The sequence below is a fragment of the [Actinomadura] parvosata subsp. kistnae genome (assembly GCF_900323885.1).
GTDB classification, from domain to species: domain Bacteria; phylum Actinomycetota; class Actinomycetes; order Streptosporangiales; family Streptosporangiaceae; genus Nonomuraea; species Nonomuraea composti.
In genome coordinates this window covers 298,116-312,955 of record NZ_OOHJ01000005.1, presented here as the reverse complement: position 1 = coordinate 312,955, position 14,840 = coordinate 298,116, and the positions used below count along the sequence as shown (strand labels likewise).

General features: G+C 75.1%; 11 protein-coding genes. 4 read left to right on the top strand and 7 right to left on the bottom strand.

Going from position 1 to position 14,840, the window contains the following annotated elements:
• Positions 1-103: 103 nt before the first annotated feature.
• A complete protein-coding gene (locus KIS93_RS02780) occupies positions 104-685 on the top strand; it encodes a helix-turn-helix domain-containing protein (RefSeq protein WP_080037922.1) in 582 nt (193 codons plus the stop codon).
• 28 nt (positions 686-713) lie between these two features.
• Here KIS93_RS02780 and KIS93_RS02775 read toward each other — a convergent pair whose 3' ends face one another.
• Together KIS93_RS02775 and KIS93_RS02770 are read right to left on the bottom strand one after the other, a co-directional pair.
• A complete protein-coding gene (locus KIS93_RS02775) occupies positions 714-1,256 on the bottom strand; it encodes an SDR family oxidoreductase (RefSeq protein WP_080037921.1) in 543 nt (180 codons plus the stop codon).
• 10 nt (positions 1,257-1,266) lie between these two features.
• Positions 1,267-2,976 carry an IlvD/Edd family dehydratase gene (locus KIS93_RS02770; protein WP_080046625.1) on the bottom strand — a complete coding sequence of 570 codons (1,710 nt, stop codon included), beginning with the start codon at positions 2,974-2,976 and terminating at the stop codon, positions 1,267-1,269.
• A 202-nt stretch (positions 2,977-3,178) separates the two neighbouring features.
• Between KIS93_RS02770 and KIS93_RS02765 the strand changes: the two genes are divergently transcribed.
• Positions 3,179-4,192: a zinc-dependent alcohol dehydrogenase gene (locus KIS93_RS02765; RefSeq protein ID WP_080037920.1), complete on the top strand. Its 1,014-nt coding sequence runs from the start codon at positions 3,179-3,181 to the stop codon at positions 4,190-4,192.
• A gap of 13 nt (positions 4,193-4,205) precedes the next feature.
• Here KIS93_RS02765 and KIS93_RS02760 read toward each other — a convergent pair whose 3' ends face one another.
• The 4 genes from KIS93_RS02760 to KIS93_RS02745 form a co-directional block, all read right to left on the bottom strand.
• Positions 4,206-5,117 (bottom strand): dioxygenase family protein, encoded by a 912-nt coding sequence (locus KIS93_RS02760; protein ID WP_080037919.1) that lies wholly within the window; start codon positions 5,115-5,117, stop codon positions 4,206-4,208.
• A 116-nt stretch (positions 5,118-5,233) separates the two neighbouring features.
• The gene (locus KIS93_RS02755; protein WP_080037918.1) at positions 5,234-6,256 is read right to left on the bottom strand and encodes a DUF4331 family protein; all 1,023 of its coding nucleotides are present in this window, start codon (positions 6,254-6,256) and stop codon (positions 5,234-5,236) included.
• Between the two features lie 19 nt (positions 6,257-6,275).
• A complete protein-coding gene (locus tag KIS93_RS02750) occupies positions 6,276-7,172 on the bottom strand; it encodes an SDR family oxidoreductase (protein WP_080037917.1) in 897 nt (298 codons plus the stop codon).
• Positions 7,173-7,221: 49 nt separating this feature from the next.
• Entirely contained in the window at positions 7,222-7,977 is a 756-nt protein-coding gene (locus KIS93_RS02745; RefSeq protein ID WP_080037916.1) for an SDR family oxidoreductase, read from the bottom strand.
• 199 nt (positions 7,978-8,176) lie between these two features.
• On the opposite strand from KIS93_RS02745, the gene KIS93_RS02740 reads away from it, so the two are divergent.
• Positions 8,177-8,932: an SDR family oxidoreductase gene (locus KIS93_RS02740; protein ID WP_080037915.1), complete on the top strand. Its 756-nt coding sequence runs from the start codon at positions 8,177-8,179 to the stop codon at positions 8,930-8,932.
• 6 nt (positions 8,933-8,938) lie between these two features.
• Here the strand turns inward: KIS93_RS02740 and KIS93_RS02735 are convergent, their stop codons facing one another.
• A complete protein-coding gene (locus KIS93_RS02735) occupies positions 8,939-11,890 on the bottom strand; it encodes an ATP-binding protein (protein WP_155126835.1) in 2,952 nt (983 codons plus the stop codon).
• Positions 11,891-12,078: 188 nt separating this feature from the next.
• Here KIS93_RS02735 and KIS93_RS67225 point away from each other — a divergent pair, with 188 nt between their 5' ends.
• A complete protein-coding gene (locus KIS93_RS67225; RefSeq protein WP_080037913.1) occupies positions 12,079-14,799 on the top strand; it encodes a helix-turn-helix transcriptional regulator in 2,721 nt (906 codons plus the stop codon).
• The last annotated feature ends 41 nt before the right edge of the window (positions 14,800-14,840 follow it).

Genomic DNA, 14,840 nt, shown 5'->3' with positions numbered 1-14,840 from the left:
CGGTACATCGACCAGAAAGTACACTGAAACGACCGGCTAGAGTTAATCAGAACGACCGCACGGTGCACTGAAGTGGTCTGAACGTGAGGACTGGTGATCACAGATGGCCGAGACGGCCACCGCCCTGCGGACGGTCGCGCACAATGTCCGCGCCGCCCGTACCCGCGCCGGTTTGACCCTCGACGAGCTCAGCCGGCGCGCCCAGGTCAGCAAGGGCGCCCTGGTGGCGCTGGAGAAGGCCCAGGGCAACCCCAATCTGACCACGCTGGTGCGGCTGGCCGACACCCTCGGCATCTCGGTGTCCGCCCTGATGCAGGGGCCGCCCGAGGGCCGCGTCCGGATCGTCGCGGCCGATGAGGTGACGCCGCTGTGGACCGGCGAGAAGGGCGGCGAGGCCCGGCTCATGCTGACGACCTCGGGCCGGGCGCCGGTCGAGGTCTGGCGCTGGCGGCTCGAACCGGGCGAGGAGTACGCCAGCCAGCCCCACCAGGCCGGCGTGGTGGAGACGATCAGCGTCACCGCCGGCCGCCTGACCCTGGTCCTCGACGGCGCCGAGCACACCGTCGAGGCGGGCCAGACCGCCACCTTCGACGGGAACGTCCCGCACTCCTACCGCGGCTCCGGCCCCGAGACCTGCACCATGATCATGACGGTCCAGCTCCCGCCCGGCGCCGCGTCGTCGTAAGGCGCTAAGCACGTGAGCTGGAGCACGCTCAGTACGTGGCCCGGCCGCCGCTGATGTCGTAGACGGCGCCGGTGGAGAAGCTGACCTTGTCCGAGGCCGGCCAGGCGATCAGCTCGGCCACCTCCGCCGCCTTCCCGGCCCGCCGCATCGGGATGGGGCTCGTGAGGTGGGCCAGGGCGTCGGGCGCGGTGCCGGCGTTCATCGGCGTCTCGATGACGGCGGGCGCGATGGCGCGCCCCCAGCCGCGCTCGCGCATGCCGGGCACGAAGGCGCGGCAGGTGGGGAAGGTGCCGTTGACGTTCACCTCGAACGTGCGCCGCCAGCCGTCGATCGGCACCTCCCACAGGGGCACGCTGGGCCCGACGACGCCGGCGGAGTTGACGAGGACGTCGATCGGGCCGGCCGCGTCGGCGACGGCCTGCACGGCGTCCGGGTCGGTGACGTCCACGACCAGGCCGGCCCCGTCGGCGACGTCGAGCGTGATCACCTTGACGCCGTCGGCCTCCAGCCGGATGGCGGCGGCCCTGCCCAGGCCGCTGACGCCACCGGTGATGAGGGCGGCGCGGGGCATGCGGGTCCTTTCAGTGGGATTCGCGGGCCACGTGGCCGCCGCTGGAGCCGGTGAGGAAGTCGAGGTCGGCGCCGGTGTTGGCCTGCTGGACGGTCTCGACGTAGAGGCGCTGCCAGCCGCGCGACGGGCGGGCGAACGCGGCGGTCATCTCCGGCGACGGCTCGCGGGCGGCCAGTTCCTCGGCGGGGACGTCGAGCTCCAGCCGCCGGGCCGGCACGTCCAGGATGATCGTGTCTCCGGTGCGGACGAGGCCGAGCGGCCCGCCGGCGGCGGCCTCGGGGGCGACGTGCAGGACGACGGTGCCGTAGGCGGTGCCGCTCATCCGGCCGTCGCAGATGCGCACCATGTCCCGTACGCCCTGGGCGAGCAGCTTGGGCGGCAGCGGCATGTTGGACACCTCCGGCATGCCCGGGTAGCCCTTGGGGCCGCAGCCGCGCAGGACCAGCACCGTGTCGGGGGTGACGTCGAGGTCGTCGATGCGGGCGTGCAGGTCCTCGATCGAGTCGAACACGACGGCGGGCCCGCGGTGCCGCAGCAGGTGGGGCGAGGCGGCGGCGGGCTTGATGACGGCGCCGTCGGGGGCGAGGTTGCCGTACAGGACGGCGATGCCGGCGTCCTGCTGGAGCGGCTGACTCCTGGAGCGGATCACGTCGCGGTCGTGGACCGTCGCCTCGCCCAGGGTCTCGACGAGCGGGCGGCCGGTGACGGTGATCGCGGCCGGGTCGAGCAGGTCGCGTACCTCGTTCAGCACGGCGTGCAGGCCGCCGGCCCGGTACAGGTCCTCCATGAGGTGGCGGCCGGCGGGCTGCAGGTCCACCAGGAGGGGGACGCCGGAGCCGGTGCGGTCGAAGTCGTCCTGGGTCAGCTCGACGCCGAGCCGGCCGGCGATGGCGAGCAGGTGCACGACGGCGTTGGTGGAGCCGCCGAGCGCGGCCAGCGCGACGATCGCGTTGAGGAACGAGCCGCGCGTCATGACGTCGGACGGGCGGCGGCCGTCGGCGATCATCGAGACGATGAGGCGGCCGGTCTCGTGGGCGCCTTCGAGCAGGCGGCTGTCGGGGGCGGGGGTGCCGGCCAGGCCGGGCAGGGTCATGCCGAGCACTTCGGCGAGCAGGCCCATGGTGGAGGCGGTGCCCATGGTGTTGCAGTGGCCCTTGCTGCGGATCATGGACGACTCCGAGCGCAGGAAGTCGGCTTCGCTGAGGGTGCCGGCGCGGACCTCCTCGCTGAGCTTCCACACGTCGGTGCCGCAGCCGAGCGGCGCGCCGCGGAACGTGCCGGTGAGCATCGGCCCGCCGGGCACCACCACGGCGGGCAGGTCGACCGAGGAGGCGGCCATGAGCAGCGCGGGGATCGTCTTGTCGCAGCCGCCGAGCAGCACCACGCCGTCGATGGGGTTGGCGCGCAGCATCTCCTCGATGGCCATCGCCGCCATGTTGCGCCAGAGCATCGCGGTGGGGCGCACGTTCGTCTCGCCGAGCGAGACCACCGGCAGGTTCAGCGGCACGCCGCCTGCCTCCCACACGCCGTGCTTGACGTGCTCGGCCACCTCGTTCAGGTGCATGTTGCAGGGGGTCAGGTCGGAGGCGGTGTTGGCGATCGCGATGTGCGGGCGGCCGTCGAACGCGTCGGACGGCAGGCCGCGCCGCATCCACGCCCGGTGGATGTAGGCGTTGCGGTCGGTGCCGCGATACCACTGAGCGCTCCGGCTCGCCGTCATGAGGACCACCACGCTTCCCGTCGGTCAGCACATACGTATGAGCCCCAGCTCGCTGCGAGACTAGCCGACCACGTCCCCGCCGGGAAGCCCTTCATGAGGATAACTTCCGTTTGGCGGAACGATGGTCTAATCTCCGGAATGCCCCCATGCTTCGCTGGACGGAGGAACCATCGTGCCGCTCCCCCACCCCGGGCCGCGCTGAATGCGCGCCCTCGTCCTGACCGGCCCGGGCGAGGCCGCGGTCCGCGAGGTCGAGCCGCCCGCCGCCGCGCCCGGCGAGGTGATCGTGGACGTCGAGCGGGCCGGCGTGTGCGGCACCGACGTCGAGCTGTTCACCGGCGCGATGAGCTATCTGCACACCGGCCGCTCCTGGTACCCGCTGCGGCCCGGCCACGAGTGGTGCGGGGTGGTCGGCGCCACGGGCGACGGCGTGGACCCGGCGTGGCTCGGCCGCCGCGTCACCGCCGACACCATGCTCGGCTGCGGGCGGTGCGAGCGCTGCCGCCACGGCCGGCACCACGTCTGCGCGGAGCTGGCCGAGATCGGCATCAGCCGGGGCCGCCCCGGCGCGCTGGCCGAGCGGATCGCGGTGCCCGCCACCGCCCTGCACCGGCTGCCCGACAGCCTCGACCCCGCGCTCGGCGCGCTCGCCGAGCCGGGCGGCAACGCGCTGCGGGCCGTCCGCGCCGCCGCGCTGGAGCCGGGCGAGCGGCTGCTGGTCCTCGGCACGGGCACGATCGGGCTGCTGGTGGCGCTGTTCGGCCGCGCCCAGGGGCTCGACGTGCACGTGATGGGCCGCGACGCGGACGCCCTGCCGCTGGCCAGGAGCCTCGGCCTCGGCAACGCCTGGACCCGGGAGACGCTGCCGTCCCTGCCGTGGCACGCCGTGGTGGACGCCTCCAACGCGGCCGAGCTGCCCGCCCTCGCGCTCGACCTGGTCGAGCCCGCCCGCCGCGCCGTCTACATCGGCCTGGCCGGCACCCCCTCCACCCTCGACACCCGCGACCTCGTGCTCAAGGACGTCACCGCCATCGGCATCCTGGGCGGCTCGGCCGGGCTGGCGGGGGCCATCGCCGCGTACGCCGACGGCTCGGTGGACGCACGCCCGCTGGTGGCGGCCACGGCCGGCCTGGCCGGCACCGCCGCCGTCCTTGCGGGCCGCCGCCCCGAGGGCGCGGGCCCAGGACCCAAGATCCACATCGACCCGCGCCGCTGAGCAGCCCCGGCGCTCAGGCCGCCTGGAACGAGCGCCGGGACAACCCGACGCCGTACCCGTCGAGCCTGGTCACCACCGGCGCGGTCGGGTCGGTGGCCGCGCCGAGCGTCACGAACAGCGGGGTGAAGTGCTCCACCGTCGGGTGCGCGTACGGCATGCCGGGGGCGGCGGTGCGGAAGCGGGCCAGCTCGGCGACGTCCCCGCGGGCCAGCGCGTCGGCGGCCCAGGCGTCGAAGTCGGCCGACCAGCCCGGCACCTTGTTCTCCTGGAACATCTCCCGCGTCAGGTACGGCAGCCCGTGCGTCATGTGCCCGGACCCGATCACCAGCACGCCCTGCTCGCGCAGCGGGCGCAGCCGCTCGCCGATGGCCAGCAGCCGGTCGGGGTCCTCGGTGGGCAGGCTGAGCTGCAGCACCGGGACGTCGGCCGCCGGATACATGATCTTCAGGGGCACCCAGGCGCCGTGGTCGAGGCCGCGGCCGGCGTGCCGGTGCACCTGCTCGGTGTCCGGCATGAGCCCCACCACCTGCCGGGCCAGCTCGCCGGCGTCGGGGGTGTCGTAACGGAAGGTGTAGTAGAGCGGGTCGAAGCCACCGAAGTCGTACACCAGCTCGGCAGGCCGGTCGGCGCTCACCGACAGCGGCGCCGACTCCCAGTGCGCGGAGACGACCAGGATCGCCTTCGGCTTGGGCAGGGAGCGGGCCCAGTCGTGCAGCGGGGTGAGCCATTCGGGGCTCTCGAACGGCAGCGGGCCGCCGCCGTGCGACAGGTAGAGGCTGGGCAGCGGGCCGTCCTCGGGCGTCCACGGCCGGTGCGGCTCCAAGGCGTCGAGCGCGGCGGCCCACCGCAGGTGCGTGGAGAAGGGATGCGCGGCGGGGATGCGGGCGTCCGCGATCTCGGTCGGGGACGGGTCGGGCAGGATCATGGCGACTCCTTGGTGCTGGTGTCGCTTCAGTGTGCCCGAGACCCGTACCCGACGTGACGGTGGTCCCCGCCGGCGTGCCCGGGGTCGCGTACGGAAGGCCCCGCCGTGCTGCCCGGTCAGGCCGGGATCACGTACGGGAAGGCCCCGCTGCGCTGCCCCGCTGCGACGGCCGGCGTCAGGCCCGAGGGCACGGCCGTGCCGGTGACGAGCGACAGCATGACCTCGGGCGCGTTGTCGGCCAGCGGCCGGCCGTTGCGCCCGGCGAAGCCGTACGTCGCCGGGGCGCCCACCACGTACGGCAGGACGTCGGGCAGCAGCTGCCCGGCCACCGTCTCGCCGTACCCGTCGGGGTCGCCGGCGCGGCCGGAGGCGCGGACGACGGCCGCCACCTGGCCGGCGAGGTACGCCCCGTCGGCCGCGAAGTCCTGCGACGGGTGCCGGGTGTTGGCCGGGTTGGTGAAGTGCGTGTCGCCCGGCCAGAAGATCGGCCACATCATGGGATGGCCGCCCCGGTTGACCTGCCGCCAGCCGCCCGCGTCGGTGGCGAGCTTCGTCGCGCACCACACGCCGGTCCGGGCGCCGGGGCGCAGCAGCGCGTCCGTGTGCGGCACCTCCAGCACGATCGACTGCACCGTCGTCCCGGCGAAGCTGTTCTGGGCGCCCTCCGGGTCCCAGGAGGCCAGGTCGGGCGCGGCGCCCTTGGCGACGGCGCCGTTGACGACGGCCAGCAGCGACAGGTCGATGTAGAACGGGTCGACGGCGCGGCCCGCCCACAGCCGCACGCCGTTGCCGGCGCACGGCTCCCCGGTCCTGCCCTCCAGCAGCGTCTCCCCGGGGGCGGCGTCGTCGCGGGCGGCGGCGCCGGTGAGCACGTCCAGGCGCAGCGGCTGCCGCCCGTCCCCGTCAGGGGCGCCGAACGAGACGCGGTAGGTCAGCTCCTCCTCGGCGGCGCCGTCGAAGTGCACCTTGAACTCGTAGCGCCCCTCGGGGTGGAAGCCGGGCTGCGCGTGGAAGCCGGTGATGTCGGAGTTGACGTCCATGACGAGCACCGTGCCGCCCTGCCCGGGGAACACGTACAGGTCGTCGATGAAGAGCTGGCCGGTCCGCGCCGCCAGCGGCGTGTCGAGATGGTGGGACATGGGATGCTCCTTCGTTGTCTCATTGCGCGGGGCCGAGCAGGTCCTCCAGCTCGACCCGCCGGTAGAAGTCGCGCCGCACCAGGTCGCCGACACGGTTGACGGTCTCGGCGCCGTCGTCGGCCGGGTCGATGTGCACCCGGAACGGCCGGCGGCCCTTCTCCGTGCCGACCACCCGCACGATCGAGCGGGCCACCTCCGCCGGGTCGGCGTCGGCCGGGGCCAGCTCGGCGAGCTTGCCGGCGACCTGGCCCATGAGGTCGCCGTACACCGCCTCGTAGGCGGCGGCCACCTCCGGGTCGGCCGGGTGGCCGGCGTTGGCGAAGTGGTTGGTGCCGGTGGTGAACGAGCCCGGGACGATGATCACGGTGTCGATGCCGAAGCGGGCCAGCTCCGCCGCGTACGAGACGGCGAGGGAGTCCTCCGCGGCCTTGGCCGCGAAGTACGGCCCCAGGTAGGGCGGGGTGCCGCCCCTGGTGCTGCTGGAGCCCACCCACACCACCAGCCCGTCCCGCTGACGGCGCAGGTGGGGCAGCACGGCCCGGTTGACGCGCTGCGTGGAGACGGCGTTGGTGTCGTAGACGCTCGCCAGCTGCTCCGGCGTGAACGCCTCCAGCGGACCGAGCACCATGTGCCCGGCGTTGTGCACCACGACGTCGATGCGGCCGTGGTCGGTGACGACGGCCGCGACGGCGGCGTCCACGGACTCCTGGCTGGACACGTCCATCTCGATGGGGCGCAGGTCCACGCCGTGGGCCTGCCCGTACTCGGCGGCCTGGCCGGCGGCGGCGGTGTTGCGGCCGGTGATGTCGCGCATGCCGGCGTAGACGACGTGCCCGGCGTCGGCCAGGCCCCGGACGGTCATGGCGCCGAAGCCGCTGGATGCGCCGGTGACGAGGATGATCTTCTTGGACGGCATCGTGCTGCTCCTTCTGGTGTGGTTCGTGGTCGCTTGAGGGGGCGGCGGCTCAGATGACGCCGCCGTTGGCGTACAGCACCTGGCCGTTGACCCAGCGGGCCGGGCCGGCCAGGAACGCGACGACCTCGGCGATGTCGCCGGGCACGCCGAGGCGCTCCAGGGGCGCCATCGCGGCCAGGCGGTCCACGGCCGCCTGGTCCTTGCCGTCGAGGAACAGCGGCGTGGCGGTCGGGCCCGGCGCGACCGCGTTGACGGTGATGTCCCGGCCGCGCAGCTCCCTGGCCAGGATCAGCGTCAGCGCGTCCACGGCGCCCTTGCTGGCCGCGTAGGCCGCGTACGTCGGCAGCGCGATCTTGACCATCGACGAGGAGAAGTTGATGATCGCGCCGCCGGCGCGGACCCGGCGGGCCGCCTCCCTGGCCACGACGAACGTGCCGCGGATGTTGATGCGGTGCATGCGGTCGAGGACCGCGAGGTCGAGCTCGGCCACCGGCGCGAGCAGCATGATGCCGGCCGTGTTGACCACGACGTCGACGCCCCCGAAGGCCGACGTGGCGGCCTCGAACAGCGCGGCGACGTCGTTCTCGTCCCCGACGTCGGCCCGCACGGCGACGGCCCGGCCGCCGCCCTCGTTGATCGCCGTGGCCAGCCTGTCGGCCTCGGCCGGCCGGCCCGCGTAGTTGATCACGACGGCGTGCCCGTCGGCGGCCAGGCGGCGGCAGATCGCCTGCCCGATCCCGCCCGAGCCGCCCGTCACCACCGCCACCCGGCCTCCTGCCGGGCTTGCTTCCTGCTGATCGGCCATCGGTCGCCTTCCTTCGTCGCTTGCGAACCCGTCCATCGTGTTCGGGCAGGTCACGGGCCCGCTTCTGTCATATGACCGGGTCGGGCACCGGTCAGGTGAGGCGCGCCGCGAACAGGTCGGACGACGGAAGAGGACACGGCGGCGGCCCGGCCACGATGAGGCCGGATCTGCAGGCAACACGAAGGAGGGGGCACCTCCCATGTCCGACACCACGCTGAAGGGCAAGACCGTCCTGGTCACGGGCGGGGCGAAGAACCTCGGCGGCGCGATCTCGCGCGACCTCGCCGCCGCCGGGGCGAGCGTCGCCGTCCACTACCACAGCCGCGCCGGCAAGGGCCTGGCCGAGGAGACCGTGGCCGCGTGCGTCGCCGCCGGCGGCGACGCCTTCGCCGTCGAGGCCGACCTGACGTCGGTGGCCGAGATCCGCCGCGTCCTCGACGCGGTGCTCGGCCGGTACGGCGCCCTGTACGCCACCGTCAACACGGCGGGCCTGGCCAGCGGCAACCCGATGACCGAGGTCAGCGAGGACGAGTACGACGCGCACTTCGCGGTCAACGCCAAGGCCGCGTTCTTCCTCATGGCCGAGACCGCCAGGCGGATCGACGACGGTGGGCGGATCGTCACGTTCGTCTCGTCCCTGCTGGCGGCCTACACCGGCCGCTACTCGGTGTACGCCGGCAGCAAGGCGCCCGTGGAGCACTTCACCCGGGCGCTGTCGAAGGAGCTGGCGGGGCGCCGCGTCTCGGTCAACAACCTGGCCCCCGGCCCCATGGACACCTCGTTCTTCTGGGACGCGGCGGCTCCCGGCGAGGCCGAGTACTCCAGGGCGCAGACGCCGTACGGGGAGCTGACCAAGGTCGAGCACGTCGTCCCGTGGGTGCGGTTCCTGCTCACCGACGGCTGGTGGCTCAACGGCCAGACCGTCTTCCTCAACGGCGGCTTCTCCACCCGCTGACCGGTCTCAGTCGCCGCCCAGGTCGCCCAGGCGGAGCTGGTTGCGCGAGGTGATGCCGAGCTTCGGGAAGATCCGCGACAGGTGGAAGCCGACGGTCCGGTGCGACAGGAAGAGCTGCGTGCCGATCTCGCGGTTGGTCAGCCCGGTCGCGGCCAGCCGGGCGATCTGCAGCTCCTGCGGGGTGAGCCGGTCGAGGGTGTCGGGCGCCGGCCGGGCCACCGCCTCCCCGGCCGCGCGCAGCTCCGCCCGCGCGTCCTCGCCGAACGCCCTGATGCCGAGCGCGTCGAAGCTCTCCATCGCGGCCCGCAGCGGCGGGCGCGACTCCACGAGGCGGCGCCGGCGCCGCAGCCACCGGCCGTAGGCCAGCAGCAGCCGCGCCCGGTGGAACGGCCAGCGCGACAACCCGCCGTCCAGCGCCCGCCGGTAGAGGGGCTCGGCCGCGTCGTCGGGCGCGACCAGGGGGTGCGCGTAGGCGGCCATGGCCTTCAGGTACGGCGAGCCCGTCCGCCCGGCCAGGGCGTCGAGCCGGGCGAGGTGGTCGCGCGCCGCCTCGTCCCGGCCGGTGCGCACCGCCGCCTCGATCAGGTCCGCGATGCCGAGATAGCCCACGTGCGGGTGATGGGCGACGTCCGACGGGTCGAGGACCCTGGCCAGCTGCTCGTACGCGTCACCGTGCTGGTTGCTGACCAGGGCGTGCCTGGCCCGCGCGAACTGGGCGAAACCGAGGATGGACTGGGCGCCCACCGACAGCAGCTCCGCCTCCGTCGCCCGGATCAGCTCGTTCGCGCGCTCCTGCTCGCCGCGTTCGCTGGCCAGCGTCGCCAGCGCCAGATCGGCCACCAGCGCCCACCGGAGCCGGCCCGTGTCGCGCGACAGCCGGGCCGCCTCGTCCGCGGCGGCCGCCGCCAGCCGGTGCTTGCCCAGGTGGATGGCCGCCCACGCCTGCGAGGCCAGCGCCTCGCCGAGCAGCCCGAGCCGCCCCTGCCCGCGCAGCCCCTCCACCGACGCGCACAGGAACGGCCACGACAGGTCGAACGCCCAGATCGCCGTCAGCGAGGCGCCCAGCGCGTGCTGCTCCGCCGGGTCGGCGACCGACTCCGGAACGACGTCCCGCAGCTCGCCCAGCACCCACGCCGCCTCCTTCACCGGGTCCGCGCAGGCCGCGACCGACAGCACCATCGGGTCGCCGTCGCCCCGCTGCAGGCGCCGCGCCGTCTTGACGACCAGGTCCCGCGTCTCCTGCGCGGGATTGCCGTACCAGCAGCCGATCGACAACGGCCACAACGCCCGCAACGCCAGCGCGGCGCCGTCGCTCTGGCTGCCGGCCAGCTGGTCGGCCACGTCGGCGAACACCCGCACCCGCTCCGGGCTGTACCAGCTCTCCTCGTTCAGCGCCTCCGTCCACAGGATCAGGCGCAGCCGCTCCCCCTCCTCCAGCCTCGCGGACCTCGCCTCGGCCAGCTGGCGGCGGGCCGCGTCCGCGTCGCCCAGCTCGAAGTCGATCTCCGCGGCCCGCAGCAGGAAACGGCCCCTGTTCCCGTCGTCCGCGCTCAGCCGCGCCGCCCGGCGCAGCGCCTCCGCCGCGGCGCGCGGGGCGCCCCGGCCGAGCGCCTTCCGCGCGGCCGCCTCCAGCTCGACGGCCGCCGCGTCGTCCTGGCCCGCGCAGGCGGCCGCCCGGTGCCAGGCGCGGCGTTCCCGGTGGCCTTCCAGCGCGGTGGCCAGGGCGGCGTGCGCGGCCAGCCGCCGCGACGGGGCCGCCGCCTGGTAGATCGCGGAACGGATCAGGGGGTGGCGGAACCGCACGTCGTACCCGTGCACCTCGATCAAGCCGGCCTTGACGGCGGGCTCCAGCGCGCCGACCGTCAGGTCCGTGCCGTCGAGGAGCTGCGCCGCCTTGACGATCTCGCCCAGGTCTCCCTCGTCGTCGGCCGCGGCGACCAGCAGCATCGTCCGGGCCGGGGCGGGCAGGTTCGCGGCGCGCGACAGGAACGTGCGCTCCAGACGGCGCGTCACGGGCAGCCACGGCGCCGCCACCTGCCCGGCACCGTCCCCGCTCAGCGCGGTGGGCAGCTCCACCAGCGCCAGCGGGTTCCCCGCCGCCTCCGCCAGCAGCCGCTCCCTGACGGCCTGGCCCAGGCCGGAGGCGTGCGCGGCCAGCAGCTCGCCCGCCGCCTCGTCACCGAGCCGCCCCAGCTGCAACTCGGGCAGCCCCACGTCACCCAGCACGCCGTCGTGGCCGTCGCGCGCCGCGAGGAGCATGACCGCCCGCTCGGCGCCCAGCCGCCTGGCGACGAAGGTCAGGACCTCGCCGCTCGGCCGGTCGATCCACTGGGCGTCGTCGATGACCAGGACGACCGGCGCGCTCTCGGCCAGGCCGCTGACCAGCTCCAGCGAGGCCAGCCCGACCGCGAACAGCTCCGGCGCGGTGTCCTCCCCCATGCCGAACGCCGCGAGCAGCGCCCGCCGTTGCCGGGTCGTCAGGGCCGAGGCGCGGTCGAGCACCGGCCGGAGCAGCTGGTGCAGGCCGGCGAACGGCACCGACGCCTCCGACTGCACGCCGACCGCCGACAGCGCGCGTGCCCCCTGCGCGACGGCGGCGTCCCTGGCCGCGCCGAGCAGGGCGGTCTTGCCCATGCCGGCCTCGCCGCGCAGCAGCAGCGCGCCCCCTGCGCCGGCCAGGCCGCGGGCGACGAGGTCCGCCAGCACGCCCAGCTCGGCGTCCCGCCCGTAGAGCCGCCGACCCTCCCCCGCCCCGCCCGCATCCGGCCCGCCCGCACCCGGCCCGCCGCCGTGCGCGACCAGGTCGGCGACGTGCGAAGACGACGCGCCACCAGGAGCGGCCGGGGCCGTGGCGGGCGGGACCGTGGCACGCGAGGCAGGCGTGGGCGGGGTCGAGGTTCCGGGACGCGGCGCGGGGCCGTCCGGGGTGGCGGTGGTCGTGCCGGTGGTCGCGGGCATCGCAGTCCTCCTCTTCCGCCCTGCCAGGAATGTGCCGGAATGCGCGGTCCCGGACATGGCATCGACGCTACGGCCGGGCGGGCCTCCAAGGCATCGGTCATGTGACCATGCCTGGGCCGCACCGGCAGACGCGGCCCCGTATCGGGCCAGGTCAGGGCGGATCGGGGCGGCTCGTTAGCCTGTGCACTGTGGGACTGATCGGAAGGGACCGGGAGATCGGCCGGCTCGAAGGGCTGATCGGGGCGCTCCCGGAGCGTGGTGCGGCGCTGGTGCTGCTGGGTGAGCCGGGGATCGGCAAGTCGGCCCTGCTCGGGCAGGCCGCCGCGATCGCCCGCCGGTCCGGTCTGCGGGTGCTGGCGACGGCCGGGGTGGAGGCCGAGGCACACCTTCCGTACGCCGGGCTGCACCAGCTCCTGCGGCCGATCCGCGACCACTTCGACGTGCTGCCGCCCAGCCAGCGCCAGGCGTTGCGGGCCGCGCTCGGCCTCGTCGAGTCGAGCGGGCCGGACAACTACCTGGTCGCCCTGGCCGTGCTGAACCTGCTGGCCGAGACCGCCGAGCACGGCCCGATCGTGCTGATCGCCGAGGACGCGCACTGGCTCGACCCGTCCACGGCCGGGGTGCTGGCGTTCCTGGGGCGGCGGCTGGAGTCGGAACCGATCCTGCTGCTGGCCTCGGCCCGCACCGGCATGGCGACGTGGCTGGACGGGGCGGGCCTGCCGGACCTGGTGGTGCCGCCGCTGTCGGAGCAGGACGCGGCCGCGCTGCTCGACGCCCACGCCAAGAACCTGCCGGCGGCGGTGCGCCGGCGGCTGCTGTCGGAGGCGCGAGGCAACCCCCTGGCCCTGATCGAGCTGCCTGCGGCCGGGCCGGATGTCGTGACCGGGCCGGACGTCGTGGCCGGGTCGTGGTTGCCGTTGACCGCCAGGCTGGAGGAGGCGTTCACGCGGCGGTTCGCCGTGCTGCCCCCGGTCACGAGGGCGGTGCTGGAGGTGGCCGCGTTGAACGACAGCGCCGATCCGCACGAGGCGCTGGCGGCCGCGCAGGCGCTCGTGGGCCGGCCCGTGACGGCCGCCGAGCTCGTGCCGGCCGTCGATGCTCGCCTGGTGACCGTGAGCGAGAGCCGGTTGGCGTTCCATCATCCGCTCATCCGCTCCGCCATCCACCAGGCGGCCGGTCCCGTGCGGCGGCGTGAGGTGCATCGGGCGCTGGCGGCGGTGCTGGCCGAGCGGCCGGATCGGCGGACGTGGCATCTGGCGGCGGCCGGCGACCGGCCGGACGAGGGCATCGCGACCGCGCTGGAAGCGGTGGCGGCGCGGGCGCAGCGCCGGGGCAGCGGCGAGGCGGTGGTGGCGGCGCTGGAGCAGGCGGCGCGGCTGAGCGAGGATCCGGACCGGCGGGCCGACCGGCTGCTGCGGGCCGCGGACGGCGCGGTCGAGCTGGGCCGTCCGGAGATCGTCGACCGGCTGCTCGGCGAGGCGGGCAAGCTGGAGCTGTCGCGCCGGCGGCGGGCCCGGCTGGCGTGGGTGCGGGCGGCGTTCGACGACGGGCTGCGGGGCGGCGGCATGGACGCCTCGGCCCTCGCGGACCTGGCCGAGTCCGTCGCCGGGGACGGGGACGTCGATCTCGCGGTCCGCATCCTGTGGAGCGCGGCGCTGCGGTGCTTCTGGACGGAGCCGGGGATGCCGGCCAGGGACCGGATCGTGGACGTGGCGGAGCGGCTGCCGCTCGATCCGCTGGACGCGCGGCTGATCGCCATCCTGGGGTACGCGGCTCCGGTCGCCCGGGGGGCGGTGGTCATCGAGCGTTCGCGGCGGCTGCTCGCGCGGGCCGTCCTCGACTCGCGGACGGCGCGGCTGGTGGGCAGCGTCGCGGTGCTCGTCGGCACGTTCGACGTGGCGATCGAGCAGTCGGCGGCGTCCCTGGCGGGGCTGCGCGACCAGGGCCGCCTGCAGCTGCTGGCCCGCGCGCTGGCGGCGCAGGCGTGGGCGGCGGCGCAGCTGGCCGATCTGACGGTGGCGCTGCCGGCGGCGGAGGAGGCGGGCCGGCTGGCCGAAGAGACGGGGCAGCCGTTCCTGCTCGGCCTGGTGCTGGCCACGCAGGCGAAGATCGCCGCGCTGCGCGGCCAGGTCGACCGGGCCGGCGAGCTGGCGGCGGAGGCGGAGCGGCTGGGCACGCGGGTCGGGGCGCGCAACGTGCTGGCCACCGCGCAGCACGCGCGCGCCCTGGCGGCGCTGGCGGAGGGCGACCATCCGCAGGCGCTCGCCCGGCTCCTGCGCATGCACGACGTCACCGACCCCGCCTACCAGCTCGCGCTGAGCTGCCACACGGTCGCCGACCTGGCGGACGCGGCCCTGCACAGCGAGCGGCCCGGGGACGTGGCGGGCGTGCTGGCCCGGCTGGAGGCGGCGGCGCTGGCCACGACGTCACCGTCCCTGCACGACGGGCTGCGGCTGGCCAGGGCGGTGCTGGCGGGCCACGACGAGGCCGAGGAGCTGTTCCGTACGGCGCTGGCCGCGGACCTGACGCGGCGGCCGTTCATGCGGGCGCGCACGGCACTGGCGTACGGCGAGTGGCTGCGCCGGCAGCGGCGGGCCACGGAGTCCCGCGAGCACCTGCGCGCGGCCCGTGACCTGTTCGACGCGCTCGGCACCTCGCCGTGGGGCGAGCGGGCCCGGCGGGAGCTGCGCGCGGCCGGCGAGCGCAGCAGCGAGCGGCAGGCGGCCACGAGCGAGCTGCTGACCGCGCAGGAGCTGCAGATCGCGCAGATGGCGGCCGAGGGGCTGACCAACAGGGAGATCGGCAAGCGGTTGTACATCTCGCACCGGACGGTGGGCGCCCACCTGGCGAAGATCTACGCCAAGCTGGGCGCCACGTCCCGGGTCCAGCTGCACAACGCGCTCGGCTGACGCGCCAGGTCAGGGCGGCGAGGGCGGCCTCGACGAGGGTG

Coding starts and splice junctions, on each gene's coding strand:
- KIS93_RS02780 (WP_080037922.1), top strand. CDS start 104: ATGGCCGAGACGGCCACCGCCCTGCGGACGGTCGCGCACAATGTCCGC.
- KIS93_RS02775 (WP_080037921.1), bottom strand. CDS start 1,256: ATGCCCCGCGCCGCCCTCATCACCGGTGGCGTCAGCGGCCTGGGCAGG.
- KIS93_RS02740 (WP_080037915.1), top strand. CDS start 8,177: ATGTCCGACACCACGCTGAAGGGCAAGACCGTCCTGGTCACGGGCGGG.
- KIS93_RS02735 (WP_155126835.1), bottom strand. CDS start 11,890: ATGCCCGCGACCACCGGCACGACCACCGCCACCCCGGACGGCCCCGCG.
- KIS93_RS02755 (WP_080037918.1), bottom strand. CDS start 6,256: ATGTCCCACCATCTCGACACGCCGCTGGCGGCGCGGACCGGCCAGCTC.
- KIS93_RS02745 (WP_080037916.1), bottom strand. CDS start 7,977: ATGGCCGATCAGCAGGAAGCAAGCCCGGCAGGAGGCCGGGTGGCGGTG.
- KIS93_RS02750 (WP_080037917.1), bottom strand. CDS start 7,172: ATGCCGTCCAAGAAGATCATCCTCGTCACCGGCGCATCCAGCGGCTTC.
- KIS93_RS02770 (WP_080046625.1), bottom strand. CDS start 2,976: ATGACGGCGAGCCGGAGCGCTCAGTGGTATCGCGGCACCGACCGCAAC.
- KIS93_RS02765 (WP_080037920.1), top strand. CDS start 3,179: ATGCGCGCCCTCGTCCTGACCGGCCCGGGCGAGGCCGCGGTCCGCGAG.
- KIS93_RS02760 (WP_080037919.1), bottom strand. CDS start 5,117: ATGATCCTGCCCGACCCGTCCCCGACCGAGATCGCGGACGCCCGCATC.